The 15,757-nt window shown below is 37.2% G+C and carries 18 protein-coding genes; 15 read left to right on the top strand and 3 right to left on the bottom strand.

The features are described 5' to 3' along the window. The first annotated feature begins 162 nt into the window (after positions 1–162). The 9 genes from HME7025_RS01310 to HME7025_RS01270 all read left to right on the top strand — a co-directional run bounded on the left by HME7025_RS01310 (position 163) and on the right by HME7025_RS01270 (position 9,244). On the top strand, positions 163–456 hold the full coding sequence (locus HME7025_RS01310; protein WP_109321911.1) for an HU family DNA-binding protein: 294 nt from the start codon (positions 163–165) through the stop codon (positions 454–456). A 25-nt stretch (positions 457–481) separates the two neighbouring features. After that, on the top strand, positions 482–1,348 hold the full coding sequence (locus HME7025_RS01305) for a tetratricopeptide repeat protein (RefSeq protein ID WP_109321910.1): 867 nt from the start codon (positions 482–484) through the stop codon (positions 1,346–1,348). 280 nt (positions 1,349–1,628) lie between these two features. Further along, a complete protein-coding gene (locus HME7025_RS01300; RefSeq protein WP_109321909.1) occupies positions 1,629–3,185 on the top strand; it encodes an Rne/Rng family ribonuclease in 1,557 nt (518 codons plus the stop codon). After that, positions 3,163–4,389: a tetratricopeptide repeat protein gene (locus HME7025_RS01295; protein ID WP_226998255.1), complete on the top strand. Its 1,227-nt coding sequence runs from the start codon at positions 3,163–3,165 to the stop codon at positions 4,387–4,389. Before HME7025_RS01300 ends, HME7025_RS01295 begins: the two co-directional genes overlap by 23 nt. A gap of 88 nt (positions 4,390–4,477) precedes the next feature. After that, the gene (locus tag HME7025_RS01290; protein ID WP_109321908.1) at positions 4,478–5,935 is read left to right on the top strand and encodes an inorganic phosphate transporter; all 1,458 of its coding nucleotides are present in this window, start codon (positions 4,478–4,480) and stop codon (positions 5,933–5,935) included. A gap of 60 nt (positions 5,936–5,995) precedes the next feature. Beyond that, positions 5,996–6,823 carry a DUF2490 domain-containing protein gene (locus HME7025_RS01285; RefSeq protein ID WP_109321907.1) on the top strand — a complete coding sequence of 276 codons (828 nt, stop codon included), beginning with the start codon at positions 5,996–5,998 and terminating at the stop codon, positions 6,821–6,823. Positions 6,824–6,860: 37 nt separating this feature from the next. After that, the gene (gene rsmG, locus HME7025_RS01280; RefSeq protein WP_109321906.1) at positions 6,861–7,487 is read left to right on the top strand and encodes a 16S rRNA (guanine(527)-N(7))-methyltransferase RsmG; all 627 of its coding nucleotides are present in this window, start codon (positions 6,861–6,863) and stop codon (positions 7,485–7,487) included. 40 nt (positions 7,488–7,527) lie between these two features. Then, positions 7,528–8,514, top strand: coding sequence for a glycosyltransferase family 2 protein (locus tag HME7025_RS01275; RefSeq protein WP_109321905.1), 987 nt, complete (start codon positions 7,528–7,530; stop codon positions 8,512–8,514). A gap of 1 nt (position 8,515) precedes the next feature. Continuing rightward, positions 8,516–9,244, top strand: a complete 729-nt coding sequence (locus HME7025_RS01270) for a DUF5672 family protein (protein ID WP_109321904.1) — start codon at positions 8,516–8,518, stop codon at positions 9,242–9,244. Here the strand turns inward: HME7025_RS01270 and HME7025_RS01265 are convergent. Beyond that, on the bottom strand, positions 9,241–10,101 hold the full coding sequence (locus tag HME7025_RS01265) for a sugar phosphate isomerase/epimerase family protein (RefSeq protein WP_109321903.1): 861 nt from the start codon (positions 10,099–10,101) through the stop codon (positions 9,241–9,243). The genes HME7025_RS01270 and HME7025_RS01265 overlap by 4 nt on opposite strands. A gap of 268 nt (positions 10,102–10,369) precedes the next feature. On the opposite strand from HME7025_RS01265, the gene HME7025_RS01260 reads away from it, so the two are divergent. From HME7025_RS01260 to HME7025_RS13580, 5 genes are all read left to right on the top strand, one after another. Then, positions 10,370–11,122, top strand: a complete 753-nt coding sequence (locus HME7025_RS01260) for a hypothetical protein (RefSeq protein WP_109321902.1) — start codon at positions 10,370–10,372, stop codon at positions 11,120–11,122. Positions 11,123–11,158: 36 nt separating this feature from the next. Next, on the top strand, positions 11,159–12,253 hold the full coding sequence (locus HME7025_RS01255) for a hypothetical protein (protein WP_109321901.1): 1,095 nt from the start codon (positions 11,159–11,161) through the stop codon (positions 12,251–12,253). Positions 12,254–12,476: 223 nt separating this feature from the next. Next, the gene (locus tag HME7025_RS01250) at positions 12,477–12,794 is read left to right on the top strand and encodes a type II toxin-antitoxin system RelE/ParE family toxin (RefSeq protein WP_226998254.1); all 318 of its coding nucleotides are present in this window, start codon (positions 12,477–12,479) and stop codon (positions 12,792–12,794) included. Between the two features lie 4 nt (positions 12,795–12,798). Continuing rightward, positions 12,799–13,128, top strand: coding sequence for a helix-turn-helix domain-containing protein (locus HME7025_RS01245; protein ID WP_109321899.1), 330 nt, complete (start codon positions 12,799–12,801; stop codon positions 13,126–13,128). 101 nt (positions 13,129–13,229) lie between these two features. Next, positions 13,230–13,373, top strand: a complete 144-nt coding sequence (locus tag HME7025_RS13580; RefSeq protein WP_329958414.1) for a type II toxin-antitoxin system PemK/MazF family toxin — start codon at positions 13,230–13,232, stop codon at positions 13,371–13,373. Between the two features lie 6 nt (positions 13,374–13,379). On the opposite strand, the gene HME7025_RS01240 is transcribed toward HME7025_RS13580, so the two are convergent. After that, positions 13,380–13,745, bottom strand: coding sequence for a LytR/AlgR family response regulator transcription factor (locus HME7025_RS01240; protein WP_109321898.1), 366 nt, complete (start codon positions 13,743–13,745; stop codon positions 13,380–13,382). Positions 13,746–14,033: 288 nt separating this feature from the next. Here HME7025_RS01240 and HME7025_RS01235 point away from each other — a divergent pair, with 288 nt between their 5' ends. After that, positions 14,034–15,005, top strand: coding sequence for an aldo/keto reductase (locus HME7025_RS01235; RefSeq protein WP_109321897.1), 972 nt, complete (start codon positions 14,034–14,036; stop codon positions 15,003–15,005). Here the strand turns inward: HME7025_RS01235 and HME7025_RS01230 are convergent. Beyond that, positions 14,986–15,705 carry a thioredoxin domain-containing protein gene (locus tag HME7025_RS01230; protein ID WP_109321896.1) on the bottom strand — a complete coding sequence of 240 codons (720 nt, stop codon included), beginning with the start codon at positions 15,703–15,705 and terminating at the stop codon, positions 14,986–14,988. The genes HME7025_RS01235 and HME7025_RS01230 overlap by 20 nt on opposite strands. Positions 15,706–15,757: the final 52 nt, after the last annotated feature.

The following is a 15,757-nucleotide window of genomic DNA, read 5'->3' as shown; positions in this document are numbered from 1 at the left end:
ATACAAAGAAAGAAGGGAGCATTTTGACATTGATTTGCTAAAAAAATCAATTAAATCATTGACAACCATTTCTATTCTTCAAGAAAAACATTACTTTTGTGTCCCTTTTAAAGAAAGGGAAAGCGATTAGAACAAAATTGATAATTTAAAGCATTAATTACCGTGACCAAGGCAGATGTAATTGCTGAAATTTCCAGCAAAACAGGGATTGACAAAAAAGATGTTTCTGAAACGTTAGAAAAGTTTTTCGAAGTTGTAAAAGATAATTTATCCAAACAAGAGAACATTTATGTTCGTGGTTTTGGAAGTTTTATTAACAAAAAGAGAGCTAAAAAGATTGCTAGAAATATTTCTAAAAACACGGCAATTACTATTGACGAGCACTATGTACCTAGCTTTAAACCAGCTAAAGTGTTCATTGAACAAGTTAAAACGAGCACTGACCCTGCTAAATAAGGTGTAATGCCTCAGGTCTAGAAAGATGAAGAAATCCTATGTGATCATTCTTGTTATTGGCCTTGGGTTAACCGCCCTCATATTTCAATTACCTAAAGGAAATGTGAGTAATACTACGAGTAATGCTCCTGCTGGTGGAGCCAATCGCGATGCGAAGGGCGATGATCACCAGGATGAACATACCGCAGAAAGCGCGACAAAATCAGAAGATACGCATGCTGCACCGTTGACAAATGCTCAACAAGCAGCAGTAGCTAAATTGAAATCTGAATTGAGTCAAGCAAAAACAGAGGTTTCTCAGTCTAGTGTGTTAGATAAATTAATCAACACATTTGTGGGAGCTAATCATTACGATAGTGCTGCTTATTATGCAGGACAATTCGCCGATCAGCATCCTGCCCTGAACAACTTCTTACGTGCAGGCCAATTGTATTTTGAGGCCCAAACTTATGCACTGAACCCGACAAAGGGCAAAGCCATGGGAGAAAAAGCACGTGTTTATTTTGAACAAGTACTATCAAAAGATCCGTCAAACCTCTTGGTTAAAACGAATTTGGCGATGACTTATGTGGATACACCCACTCCGATGAAAGGGATTACCTTACTAAGGGAAGTGATTGAACAAGAGCCGACATTTGTGCCAGCTTTATTTAATCTGGGGATTTTATCCATTAAATCGAATCAATTTGGCAAAGGTCAAGAACGATTCACACAGATATTGAAGCTGGAACCAACCAATTATAAAGCTGCCTTAAACCTCGGCTTTTGCTTGGCCCAGTTAGATAAATTAGATGAGGCAAAGAAAGTGCTTCGGATGGTCCTTGACAAGAGCAAAGACCCTGAAGAAACCAAAGCTGCCCAAGAGTTGCTCGCAGAAATGCAAAAACATTGAGGTTGAAAATCAACTTCTTACATTATTCAAAAATTTAAACGCTAACAGGTATGCCTTGCGGAAAGAAAAGAAAACGTCATAAGATTTCAACACACAAAAGAAAAAAACGTCTTCGTAAGAATCGTCACAAGAAGAAATAGTTAGTATAATTACCTCCTTTTGGTAGCGTAATTAGGTAACCCAAAAACAGACCATCCCTAATGGCCTGTTTTTGGTGTTTGTTATATATATTAGCGTAGGGATAAGTCTGTCCCGTCTAACATTCTTCTCGTAATATATTGTGAGTAATGAATTAATCATTAATTCTACCCCCAAAGGGGATAGAATTGCCCTTTTGCAAGACAAAAGGATTGTAGAATATCACATAGAACAGTCGGAACCTCAATTCTCCGTGGGTGATATCTATCTCGGTACTGTCAAAAAATTAGTCTCTGGTCTTAACGCTGCCTTCATTGATATTGGTTATGAAAAGGATGCTTTCCTTCATTACCATGACTTAGGCCCTAACTTGAACTCACTGCAGAAATTCTCACGTGATGTCATGAATAAAAAGGGCAAAAACATCAAGTTGGAGAACTTTAAAATAGAAGAGGAAATAGATAAATTAGGTAAAATCGATAAGGTTTTAACCCGCAATCAACTCATCTTAGTACAGGTCGTTAAAGAACCTATTTCCACCAAGGGCCCACGCCTTTCTTGTGATATTTCCATCGCTGGAAGATTCTTAGTGTTAGTTCCTTTCTCTAATGGCGTCAATATTTCAAAGAAAATTACGTCCAAAGCAGAAAGAAGCCGATTGATGAAATTGATGTCGTCCATCAAACCGAAAAATTTCGGGGTCATCGTAAGAACCGTAGCGGAAGGTAAAGCTGTGGAAGAAATGGAGCGCGACCTTCGTGATTCTATTTCTAAATGGGAAGATGGTATCGCTAAATTAGTAGATGCCAAACCTAGAGATCGTGTTATCGGTGAAATGAGCCGTGCCACTTCGATGTTAAGGGACTTGCTAAACAACGATTTTGACAATGTCATCGTAGATAACCAGGATTTGTACAATGAAGCCAAAGGTTATGTGCATCAAGTAGCTCCAGAAAAAGAAAAAATAGTCAAATTACATACGGGTAAAACCAAGTTATTTGAACAAGTGGGGATCGAGAAGCAATTGAAAATGCTTTTCGGAAGATCCGTTTCTTTACCTGCTGGAGGTTATTTAATCATCGAACACACGGAAGCATTGCACGTCATCGATGTGAACTCGGGAAATAAATCCAACTCCGAAGAAGACCAAGAGGCTACCGCTTTAAGCGTTAACCGCGAAGCTGCTAAGGAAATTGCCCGTCAATTACGCCTTCGTGATATGGGTGGTATTATCGTGATCGATTTCATCGACATGAAAAAAGCGGATAACCGTAAGTTAATTCAGGACATCATGCGTGATGAAATGAGAACGGACCGTTCCAAATACACCATCTTGCCGCTGACTAAATTTGGATTGATGCAAATCACCCGTCAGCGTGTGCGCCCAGAAATGAACGTGGCCACACATGAAACCTGCCCTAGTTGTGGAGGTACTGGCACCATTACGGCTAGTATCGCCGTTTCGGAAATCATTGCCCAGCATGTGGAACATTTGGTTACCAAACAAAATGAGAAAAAACTCACTTTATTGGTTCATCCATTCTTAAGTGCTTACTTTACTAAAGGATTCCCTTCTATACGAATGAAATGGTTCATGACGTTTAAGTCTTGGATTCACATTACAGAAGATTCTTCCCTAGGTATTACTGACTTTAAGTTTCTGAACCACAATGGAGATGAGATCGAGATATCGTCTTAGATCATATGTACTACTTCTAAGTTTTCTTTCACTATCTTTCCTTAGCTTAGGTCAATGGTGGAAGAAAACCGAAGAAGCAGAAAAAGAGCGTTCCAAAGGAATGCTTTTATTAACTTCCGAAGTACAGATTGAAGCAACCAATGCCATCAATCAAATGTACAACTTCAAATTCCCAGAAGCCGAAAGGGAATTCAATTATCTCAAAGTCAAACATCCTGATCATCCGCTGCCCGACTTCCTTTTAGGACTCGTGCAATGGTGGAAAATGGTACCCAATACCCAAAATGAGGTGTATGATGACAGGCTATTAGAATACATGGATCGGAGTATTTCCAAAGCAGAGAAAATTTGGGATGACACCGAAAACCCAGAAGCCGCTTTCTTTATGGCGGCTGCCTATGGATTCAAAGGCCGTTTACATGCCGAACGCAAACATTGGGCTCGTGCCACTCTGGCAGCTAAAAGTGCCTTAAAATACTTAGAATACTCCCGAGAATTTGCTGATTTCAGTCCTGAACTGATGTTTGGCGACGGACTCTACAATTACTATTACCATTTCATTAAGCAAAACTTCAAACTGCTACGTCCAGTACTTTGGCTTTTCCCTAAAGCCAATAAGCAGCAAGGTATCGAGCAATTAGAAAAGGTTAGTTACCAAGCCTTTTATACCCGAACAGAAGCCCGCTATTTTCTTTTGCAAATCTATGCTATGGAAAACATGTCGGAAAAGAGTTACGAACTTGCTAAATACACGCATCAAAATTATCCCGATAATCCTTTCTTCGAAAGATACCACGCCCGTTCGGCCTTCATGTTAGGCAAATTAGACGAGGCAATGGAAGTTTCTAAAAGTATTCTGAGTAAAATCGACAATCATCAAGTAGGCTATGAAGGGGTATCTGGCCGTTATGCATCCTATATTTTGGGGTATTACCAATTATATATTTTTAGAAATCCTGCTGAAGCCAAAATATATTTCCAGAAATGCATGGATTTCTCCATTCAAACTGGTTCCTTAGAGTCAGGTTACTACTGGGCTTCCGTCTTAGGTTTAGCGAGAATTGCTTATCAAGAGGGTGATTATGATGTAGCCGTGGACCACTGTAAAGAGGTAATGGATAAGGCCGATAAAAAAACAAGCCAATATACGGACGCTAAAAAATTACTCTCAGAGGCTAAAAAAGCCCGAAGAAAAAAGAAATAAAGAATTTAACAATTACTTAACATTAACATCATTGCTAAGCCATACTTTTGCGACCATATTTGCACCAATATACCTTAAATAATACGATATGTTTGGGTTAGATCCTACCTTATTCTTTTTACTATTTTTCTGCCTATTTGCTGCTTGTGCATTTGAATTCGTAAATGGATTCCATGATACAGCAAATGCCGTGGCAACTGTTATTTACACCCATTCATTAAAACCCACACAAGCCGTTGTCTGGTCTGGATTCATGAATTTTGTGGGTCTATTAACTGGTGGCGTCGGTGTTACCATGAGTATCATCGGGCTACTTCCCACCGAACTGCTCATCGATACCAATGTGTATCATTCCATGGCGATGGCTCTCTCGCTGTTATTTTCAGCTATTTTATGGAACTTAGGTACTTGGTATTTTGGAATTCCCGCTTCTAGTTCACATACCTTAATTGGCTCTATCATTGGTATCGGAGTTGGACACGCAATATTACCTGAAAATCAAACCAATGTCAGTGCAGTGAACTGGGACAAAGCCCAAGAAATTGGTCAAGCCTTGTTATTATCTCCCCTATTTGGTTTTGCATTGGCTATCGTATTGATGTACATCCTGAAAAAGACCATCAAGAATAAAGAAATCTTTAAAGAGCCTAAAAAGAATTCACCTCCTCCCCTGTGGATTCGTGCTATTCTAATAACGACTTGTACTTTGGTTTCATTTTTCCATGGACGTAATGATGGTCAAAAAGGTATAGGTCTTGTTATGGTGATACTTATCGCTTTTTTACCTGGCTATTTTGCTATCAATTCTACCTTAGATTTACAGCGCTTACAAAAAGACTTAAATCAAGTTGAAATAATTTCTGCCAAAATCGACACGACAACCTTATCTATTAAAGAGCAAGAAAGTTATCGTACTGTAATGGCTTCATCTAAAGCATTGCACGAACTACTTTTAACAAAAAACATTCAAACCAGTAATTTATCTACCAAGCAAAAATTTGACATTAGAAAAGCGGCTTTAAACATCAATAAGCATGCAAAAAAATTGATTGAAAGTGAATCTATTGCCTTGTCGGAAGCAGATAAAAAAGCATTCAAAAAAGCTACTGCAGGAGATAAGGCCGCTTTCTTTGCCTTTGGTGCTACCTCAGGAACAGGTATTGCGGCAGTGACCGACTTCGCTCCAAACTGGGTGATGTGGATGGTGGCTCTTTCCTTAGGTCTTGGAACGATGGTAGGTTGGAAACGAATTGTGGTAACCATTGGAGAAAAAATTGGTAAACACCATTTAACATATGCACAAGGAGCTTCTGCCGAATTAATTGCCTCGGTGACTATTGGATTGGCAACGGCATACAAATGGCCAGTTAGTACCACTCACGTATTGAGCTCAGGTATCGCTGGAACGATGGTGGCTTCTAAAGGTATCAAAAATCTACAAGGCGGAACCGTCAAAAATATTGTCATGGCTTGGGTATTAACTCTCCCAGTAACCATCGTATTGGCGGCAGGTTTGTTCGTCTTTTTCCGTTGGATTACGGGATAAAAGCTTGTAATTTTGAGGGAAGCCAAAAGCTTCCCTTTTTTTTACACACCAATATAATCCATGAAACAGTTAAGCCTAAGCCTAAAGCTTGTGCTTATATTTTGTGTCCTAAGCGCAAAAGCACAATCACCTAGGCAATATTACCATATTTCAAATGGCTGGACTGACCTAAACATTTCCGGTAAAATAGCTGGTAAATTCAGTTGGCAATTAGAAAACCAACAAAGAAGGCAAGACCAACAAGGAGATTATAATCCTGCTACTACGACGGGGAATCCGTATCATAATTTGAACCAACATGTGTTCAGGCCTTATATTCATTACCAAATGAGTCCAGCTGTACGTTTCTCCTTGATGCCACTAGGCTGGATTGGAACCAACCGCTTTAGTAATGGGGAACCCTCCGCATTCTTTTCTGAATTGCGGGTCTCTCCCCAAGTTATTTTAACTCAACAACTAAATCGAGTGCGCATCGACCACCGCTTACGCTATGAATTTCGTTGGCTAGGAGCTAACCAAGCCGTGGAGGATAAAAGCTTCATATATGGTGGCGATTTTTCTACCAGCACGTACCGAAAAAGATTCCGCTACCAAATCAAGGGAAGTATGCCCCTTGGAAAAGCCAAAATGGAAGATAAAACCTGGTATGTACAAGCTTATAATGAGCTAATGATCAATATGGGCGAAAATGTTCCTAACCTCAATATCTTCGATCAAAACAGATTATTAATAGGTATGGGCTATCGTATCAACTCCAATTTGTCGGTAGAAATGGGTTATATGCAACAAAGTATATTCCGTTTTAACAATGCCGCTAAAAATAATGTAGAAATCAATAACATCCTTCAAGTAAATCTAGCCATATCCAATTTCGAAACATTCTTTTAAACAAGGCATTTACGTATCTTTGCACTTTGAAAAAGAAATGAAAGCCGATATCATCAAAAATTACTTTCCAGAACTGACATCCAAACAATTGGAGCAATTCGAAATGCTCTATCCTTTGTACCAAGAATGGAATGAAAAAATCAATGTGATTTCCAGAAAAGATATCGATAACCTGATGTTACATCATGTGCTTCATTCTTTAGGAATAGCTAAAATCATTAATTTCAGACCAGGTACTGAAATCCTAGACGTAGGAACAGGCGGTGGCTTTCCCGGCATTCCTTTAGCTATTTTATTTCCTCAATGTACTTTTACCTTAGTAGATAGTATCGGTAAAAAAATCAAAGTAGTGGAAGGCGTTGCTTCATCGCTGGGTCTAGAGAATGTCACTGCCCTACACACGAGAGCTGAAGACCTAGATCAAGACTTTGAGTTTGTTGTCAGTAGAGCCGTTACTCGTATCACCCCGTTTTATTATTGGGTCAAAAACAAGATTAGTCCTAACCATTTTCATACCCAGAGAAATGGCATACTTTGTTTAAAAGGTGGAGATTTAACAGAAGAATTGGCCGAATTTGGTAAAAAACATAAGATATTTGAGTTGGGAGAAATCTTCAACGAAGAATATTTTGAGACTAAAAAAGTGGTTTACGTTCCTATGTAAACAGCGTTATTTCCTTATATTGAATTTTTAATCTGTTTGAATGCCCCATATTTCAGTTGCTCTTTGTACCTATAACGGCGAAAAATACCTCCCATACCAACTGGAAAGTATAGCTTCACAGACTCAAGCTATACATGAGCTCGTTGTTTTTGACGATGGTTCAAGTGACAAAAGCATCGAAATTTTAGAAGCATTCAAACAAAAAGTGCCTTTCCAAGTACACATTCATCAAAACGAAAAGAATGTAGGAAGTAGCAAGAACTTTGAAATGTGTGTGCAGGCATGTAGTGGAGACCTCATTTTTTTTAGTGATCAGGACGACCTATGGTTGCCCCATAAAGTAGAAACCTTAGTTCGCTATTTCGAAAATTATCCTGAAATAGATGCCGTTTTCTCCAATGCCATCATGATTGACCGTTCTGGAAAACCTACGGGTAAAACTAGCTTTGAACAAATAGAATTCATTGAGCCATTACAAGAACTTTGGAAAGCAGGTAACTCATTTGATATTTTATTAAAAGGCTATGTCGTTACAGGTGCCACATTAGCCATTCGCTCTCAGGTAAAAAAAGAAGTATTCCCAACTCCACACATCATTCCTGAACTGATTCACGATGGCTGGATCGCCTTGTATTTGTCCATGACCAATCGAATTGCTTTTGTAAAAGAGCCTTTGATCCAATATCGAGAACATGATAGCCAACAGGTGGGCCTCAAAAGCGAAAAAAAGGCAGTCTCGCTCTTGGATCGTTTCAAGCGTTCTAGAAAGGCTAAATTAGTTCAGATCGAGAAAAAAGCAACCGATTCCTCTGCCTTATACAATTACTTGAAAGCCAGCGGAAAAGCTCCTGAAAATGCCTTGGAAAAAGTGGCCAGTAGGATGTTACATTACCAAATGCGCGCCAAGCTAGCCAATAACCGATTACTAAGAATTTGGCCCGTTTTGAAAGGAGTTTTGCAAGGAGGTTATAAATTGCATGACGGAGGCAAGTGGTGGCATCCAGTATTAGGTGATATCATTGAATAACATGCAAACATTGGTGGGAATCGTTATTCCTATTTACAAAGAATCCATTTCGACATTGGAACAAAAGTCTTTGCTCCAGTGTAAAAAAATATTAGGCCACTATCCTATACATTTTGTATTACCAGAAGGGCTTAAAGCTCCCTATGTACAGGAATATTTTCCGGATGCATCATTAGAATTTTTCCCCCCTTCTTTTTTTACCAGTACCAAATCCTACAATCATTTATTGATTGACCCAGCTTTTTACGCGCGTTTTAGCCAACATGAATTTATTCTAATCTATCAATTAGATGCCTACGTGTTCCAAGATGAATTGGTAGCTTGGTGCCAAAAAGGCTATGATTATATTGGAGCACCCAAATTAAAGAAGAAACATTGGGAAAATAAGGACGCTTTTCAATGGCCGCTGATAGAGCCCATTATGATGAATGGGGGCCTATCCTTACGAAAAGTGGCCCCCATTATCAAATTTTTAAACTGGTATCATCGGCTGTTCGGCACATGGCCAGCCAACGAAGATTCGCTTTTTTCTGTTTACCATAAAAGAGCTTTTCCGCTTCGCTTCTTGCTCAAATTACCTACTTGGAAAGAGGCCTTGGCATTTGCCTTTGAACAAAACCCACAAATCAGCCTTCAGCTCAATGCAGGGAAATTACCCTTTGGTTGCCACGCTTGGGAAAAGTACAATCCTAGCTTTTGGGAACCATTTATGGAAGAAAAAGAATCCTAAAAATTCTTCTTCGCTAAATAATCACGACTGATTTTTAAGCTTTCAAAAGGATCACGCTTACTTACATCTTGTTCTACAAACCAGTATTTCAAGCCAGCTGCCTTTCTAGCTGCGAAGATGCGATCAAAATCAATGGTACCATTTCCAACCTCAGTAAATACCTTAGTTCCTGCTTCCATATCTTTGACGTGCCATAGAGGGAAACGACCTGGGTGTTTCTCAAAATAAGCAACTGGGTCTATACCCGCACGACCAAACCAATATAAGTCAGCTTCCATTTTCACCAAATCAGGCGAAGTATTTTGTAAAATGAAATCGTAAGGAACAAAATCTGCCGACTTCACAAATTCAAAATCGTGATTATGGTAGGCGAACTGGATACCTGCCGATTTAGTGGCTTCTCCAGAGCTAGTCAATAAACTTGGTAGGGCCTTGTAATGATCTGCACTACGCTCATTCGGGAATAAGAATGCACATACCATGAACTCTGCACCCACGTGGTGTAAATCTTCTACAGCCTTTTGCCATCCGTCAGACAATGTACCTTTGGATTTGATGGCGATACCTGAAGTATGGTGAGAGCTAACTACTTTTAAGCCCACACGATCTAGAATGGTTTTAAATTCATGGGCCGTTTTGCCAAAGAAAGTACCATTGTATCCGTAGATTTCTAGGTTTTTATATCCAAGTCCAGCCAATTTCTCCAAGGACCCTTCTAGGTCTTTGGCTACGGCATCACGGACAGTGTATAGTTGTACACCCAAAGGTCCTAAATAAGGATTGGCTGCAAGGCTGGAGTGAGCGTATAGGCCCGAAACTCCTAAGGCTAAGCCTTTTAAAAATATTCTTCTTTCCATTGTATTAATATGATAAAATAGATATTCACGAATTTAACTATTCGTAGAAATATATGAAATGAATTGGGGAATAAGTTTTTTGGGAGTGCTGTTTAATAAACCATCCGAAATAATCACAAGGAAACCCCTTCGCCCGATGTTAGTTTATAAAAAATACTATATTGGAGTGTATACTTGTTCCTCTGCACAAACAAGTTCCCCAATAGCTTAAATAAACTTTGGGATTAGAGAGTAAATGACTTTGGCCGCAAATATTTAAAACTATTATATGAAAGGAATCTGCAATTTATGCCTTCAAGAAAAAGAGTTAATAAAAAAGTCTCATATTATTCCTGAATTCATATATAGAAATAGTGGTGTTTATGATGATAAACATAGAATGTATTCTTTTGACAAAGAAGATATATTACAAAATAGAAAGATTAAAAAGGTTCAAACGGGTGTATACGATAGCTATATTCTTTGTTCTCAATGCGACAATGTGCTCATTAGTTCATATGAAAAATATGCTTCTATGGCAATTTATGGGGAAGAAATTCCTGTCGAATATTGTCCAGACTGTATTACTTATGGTGATACAAGCCCAACTCTTTCAATTTGTTCAAATGTGGATTATTCAAAATATAAACTATTTTTATTATCAATTCTATTTAGAGCCAGTATTTCTAAAGACGATTTCTTTGAAGAAGTTAAACTCAGTTATGAGAATCAAGAAACTTTAAGAAAAATGGTTTATGAGGGTAATCCAAGTAATTATAATGACTTTCCTGTTTTAATCGCAACTTTTGCAGATTCAAAAATTCCATCTGATATTTTCTTTAACCCAATAAAATCCGAAAATGACAATATAACCACATTTACATTTGTATTCGCAGGATGGTCTTACATTTTCTACGAAGGGAAAAATATAAATACAGAAAGTTTTAATTCATTAGTTATGAAACCGGATAATGAACTAAAAATATTTCATTTTGATAGTGAAGATGGAAAAAAATATTTCAATCAAATAATAGGGATATAATAACCGAAATTAAAAGCAAGATTCATAAAAAAGAAGATGTTAAATAAAAAATTAAATACAACTTTCATTATTGCTTCTATGGCTATATTGATATTTTTAGTCATTATAACTTTCAAGCTTATCACGGAAACAGATAATCCTGCATTATTTACCATAGATTTCGATGAAAAATCGCATGTTGTATCAAGCTATGGAACCTTAGTAGGTTCATTGTTAACATTTTTATCAATCATATTTGTTATTTACACCATTCTTCAACAAAAAGAACAATATAGTAATGACAAACTTCTAGAGAAGTCTAAAGAAAAAAATGCGCTTTTTGACAGACTAAAGTTAATTCATAATTTACTAAATGAAATCTTCAAACACATCACAGATACAGGAGTCGAAATGAAAGCTTTTTTTGAAATAGAAAAAGAAAAAACTTTCGGTAGTAATCAAATGAGTTTTTATACTAACAAAAATTATTACAGGCTATTAGAATTAGATTATCAATCAATATTCAGCGCCTTCCAAGAATATTCAAAAGATGAGGACAAAACCAAATCTTTTAATGATTTATATAAAATGGTTGACTTTTATTCCGAATCATTTATAGAACAAAGAGAAAAATATCTATATCACATCAATGATAAAGTTGAACGCAAGCAAAAAATTGCGTCCGAATTAAATTCTGTAATGGACGAGGCATCCAAGATGATTGGAGAATACAAGATTGAACTTGCAACAAACAATGAATATAAACAAAATCTCTGGTTTCAATTACTGAATGAATTGATAGTATTCTATTATAAACTAATTTCAGAAAAGGATGATGCAGATTTTGAAGCAATTGAAAAAGAAGTATTGGTTATTTTTTTAAAAAAAGCCAATGCCGTTGAAAAAAATATTGGGTTTGAAAAAAGAATACTGGACTTAGTATTAAAAATTGCCGGAATTAGGAAACAACTAAATTCTATGAAAATGGAATCATTAAATTTTAGTAATCAAATAGAAAGTAGATACAAAAAATATTATGCCCCAGAAAGCAAAAACTTAATGAGACTTAATGAATTAAGCACCAATATAAGTGGCTTAATAACTAACAGCGTCAAGCCTGTAAGCAAGAACCGTTATTTCTCGCTATTGTAGTAATTCGTTAAATTTCTGCAAATCATTTCAACTATATTTTAATCATACATTGGCAATTAATCGTTCCATAAACGACTAAATTGTCAGGCCACCAACCAGTAGACGTCGGATTAAATTTGTGCATCACAAATTAAAGTATCCAAATATAGAAACTTTCACTACCTTTGTCCAAGATTAAAAAGTAAGCCACTATATTAAAATGAGATTTTTCCAGACTAGATTTATGGAAGAAGCAAACGAGTTTATTGCTAAACTTGATACTAAAACCATAAAAAAGATACTTTACAATATTGACTTGGCCGAGCAGACAAATGACCCAAAACTATTCAAGAAGCTCCAAAATGAAATCTGGGAATTTCGAACAAAGTTTGGAGGTCTTCAAATTAGACTTCTTGCATTTTGGGACAAAACAGACAATAAGCAAACACTCGTAATTACAACCCACGGTTTTATTAAAAAAGTTGACAAAGTTCCTACAAATGAAATAGAAAGGGCAACTAGACTTAGAGATAAGTATTTTGAAAGCACACAAAATAAATAATCATATGGCAACTGAAAAATTGAAAACTTATTCGCTTTCCGAAATGAAAGATAAGTACGTTGGTAAAGTTGGAACAAAAAAACGTGATGACTTTGAATATGAACTTCGAATGGATCTTTTAGGCAAAATGATTAAAACCGCAAGAATAGAGCGCCACTTAACGCAGGAAGAACTAGGTAAGTTGATCGGCGTTCAAAAAGCTCAAATCTCAAAATTAGAAAGCAGCGCGAATAGTGCGACTATCGACACTGTTATTAAAGTATTCAAAGCCCTAAAAGCAGAAATTAACTTTAATGTCAAACTTGAGGATGACTATGTAAGCATCGCTTTATGATGATTTTGTCGAAGTCTATCCCCATATTCGAATCCATAAACCATACATTCCAGCAAGTTTTGATTCTAAATTAGTAAAACTTATCCAACCCAAGTCCTGTCATTTTTAATGATACTCAAGGCTGGGTCGTACTGGACCAAATCCGTACCAAAGACAGAAAACGCATCATCAAAACAAAGGAATTTCTAGACGCCAGTGAGATTATCGAACTGAAAAAAATATTACGAGAAACTTACGTAGATTAAGAAATTCTACGATGCCCCAGCTAAAGCATGATTACTTAGGAAGTCGCGCAAAGGTCGTACTTGGCGACGAGAAATAGAGATATTGACATCATTCGTCAACTTAATCACTTTACCGTATTTTAAATCTACGGATGTAATACATGTTGGATTAACTAATGCTGATTTGGATGGGCGAATGAATCCATAATCTTGTAATAAAGTTTCAAAAAATTTCAAGGTCCGACAAGAAAGGACCTTACGACCATCTTTCAGAAATATATTGGAATAGTTTCCCTCTCCTCGGATAAAAAGAATACAACTAGGGCAAACTTTAAAGGTTCCTAAATTTATCAACAACTTCTCGTCGTTAGAAACAGGCTTTATATTTTTCATAAATTGAGTAGATTAAACTGACACAGGGAACATTTACGATGTAAAGCTACCCAATGTTCTTAAATAAAAATTCATAATTCACGTTATTTGTGTTATTAACGCTTTTAAATAACAATTTGGCCGTTTTAATTTAACAATTTGCTAACACTCAATAACCTGTTCAAACATAATTTGTCAAATATTTTAACTAAAACTTGATTAAAACATATTCCAAAATATACCCAAATACTTATTTTTCAGGTCAAGCGGCTCTTAGAAAATTCTTACCTTTAAGAAAAAAATCACAACATGAAATACAGACGTTTTGGCAAAACAAATTGGCAAATAAGTGAGGTAGGCTACGGCATGTGGGGCCTAGCTGGTTGGACAGGTTCCGACGATAATGAAGTTCAAAAATCCTTGGAATTATCCGTAGAATTAGGCTGTAATTTCTTTGATACAGCATGGGGCTATGGAGAAGGATTATCTGAACAAATTTTAGGTTCATTGCTTAAAAAGCATGCCGACAAACAATTATATGCCGCCACTAAAATTCCCCCTAAAAACTTTATTTGGCCTTCGAAATCCCATTTCGAATTAAAGGATTGTTTCCCTGCTCAGCACATCATTGAATACACCGAAAAAAGCTTGAAAAACTTAGGTGTAGAGCAAATTGATTTACAGCAATTCCATGTTTGGGAAGATGCATGGGCAGACAATGACGATTGGAAAGAAGCGGTTCAAAAATTAACACTAGAAGGAAAGGTCAAACATTGGGGAATCTCTGTCAACCGTTGGGAACCGAATAACTGCCTGCGCTCACTGGAAACCAACTTGTTTTCTTCAGTACAGGTGATTTACAACATCTTTGACCAAAACCCTGAAGACCAACTATTCCCACTTTGTCAAAAATTAGACATTGGTATCATTGCACGTGTACCATTGGATGAAGGAAGCTTAACGGGCTTATTGGATTATAATACCACTTTCCCTGCCGACGATTGGCGTTCAACGTATTTCGTTCCGGAAAACTTAACCTCCAGTGTGGATCACGCGAATGCGCTAAAACCATTGGTCCCAGCGAATATGGACATGCCCGAAATGGCTCTTCGCTTTATCTTATCGAATCCAGATGTGGGAACCATTATCCCAGGCATGAGAAAATTAAAGCATGTGAAAAGCAACATTGGCACTTCTGACGGCCAGGGTTTAGCTCCTAGCCTTTTGGATGAACTTAAAAATCATCGCTGGGAAAGACAACCTACCGAATGGTCTCAATAGATTGATCAAAAAGCTCTTTTAATTGAGCTTCTTCACGGAATCCCGATGTTTTTTGGAGCAATTTTCCCCCTTGGAAGACCAAAAAGCTCGGGATTTCGTCAATTCCAAAAGATTGTAAAATGGCTTGATTACCATCAGCCTCTACTTTTAAGACAGTTACTTTGCCTGAATAATCTTGGGTAAGTTTATCTACAGTAGGCATCATTTTAAGACATGGGGCACACCATTTGGCATAAAAATCCACCACTACGGCCTTTTCTGTTTGAATCTTCTTAGTAAAATCAGCTAAATCCCAACCTTTGTCATGAACCACATTAGGCACACCTTCCAAAGGTTTCAATTTAGTCGTCCATTTCAAATATCCTCCCTTTAATTCTGTCACTTGGAATCCTTCTTTACGCATTAATTCCGCTGCTTGCGCTGAGCGTCCTCCTGAAAGGCAGTAAATAAGTACGGGCTTATCCTTAGACAATTTCTTAATTTGCTCCGCAAAATCAGCAGAACGGAAATCAATATTTGTTGCCTTGGGCAAATGGCCTCCACCAAATTCGCCAGATGTTCTCACATCCAACAATATCGCATTAGGAGTCTCCTGAATCTTTTTTTCAAAGACCTCTACCTCAGCTGTCTGAGCATTCAACTGTAAAGAAAAAAGAAGTGTAAAAGTTAAAAATAAGGAAAAAAGAAATTTAGCTTTCATTATTATTTGATTAATTATCAGCGATTTAAGCAGCTGACTTTCGGTAAATCAG

Source organism: Aquirufa nivalisilvae, assembly GCF_003143535.1.
GTDB classification, from domain to species: domain Bacteria; phylum Bacteroidota; class Bacteroidia; order Cytophagales; family Spirosomataceae; genus Aquirufa; species Aquirufa nivalisilvae.
Note: the sequence above shows the minus strand (reverse complement) of the source record. Positions and strands in the feature narration are given on the sequence as shown.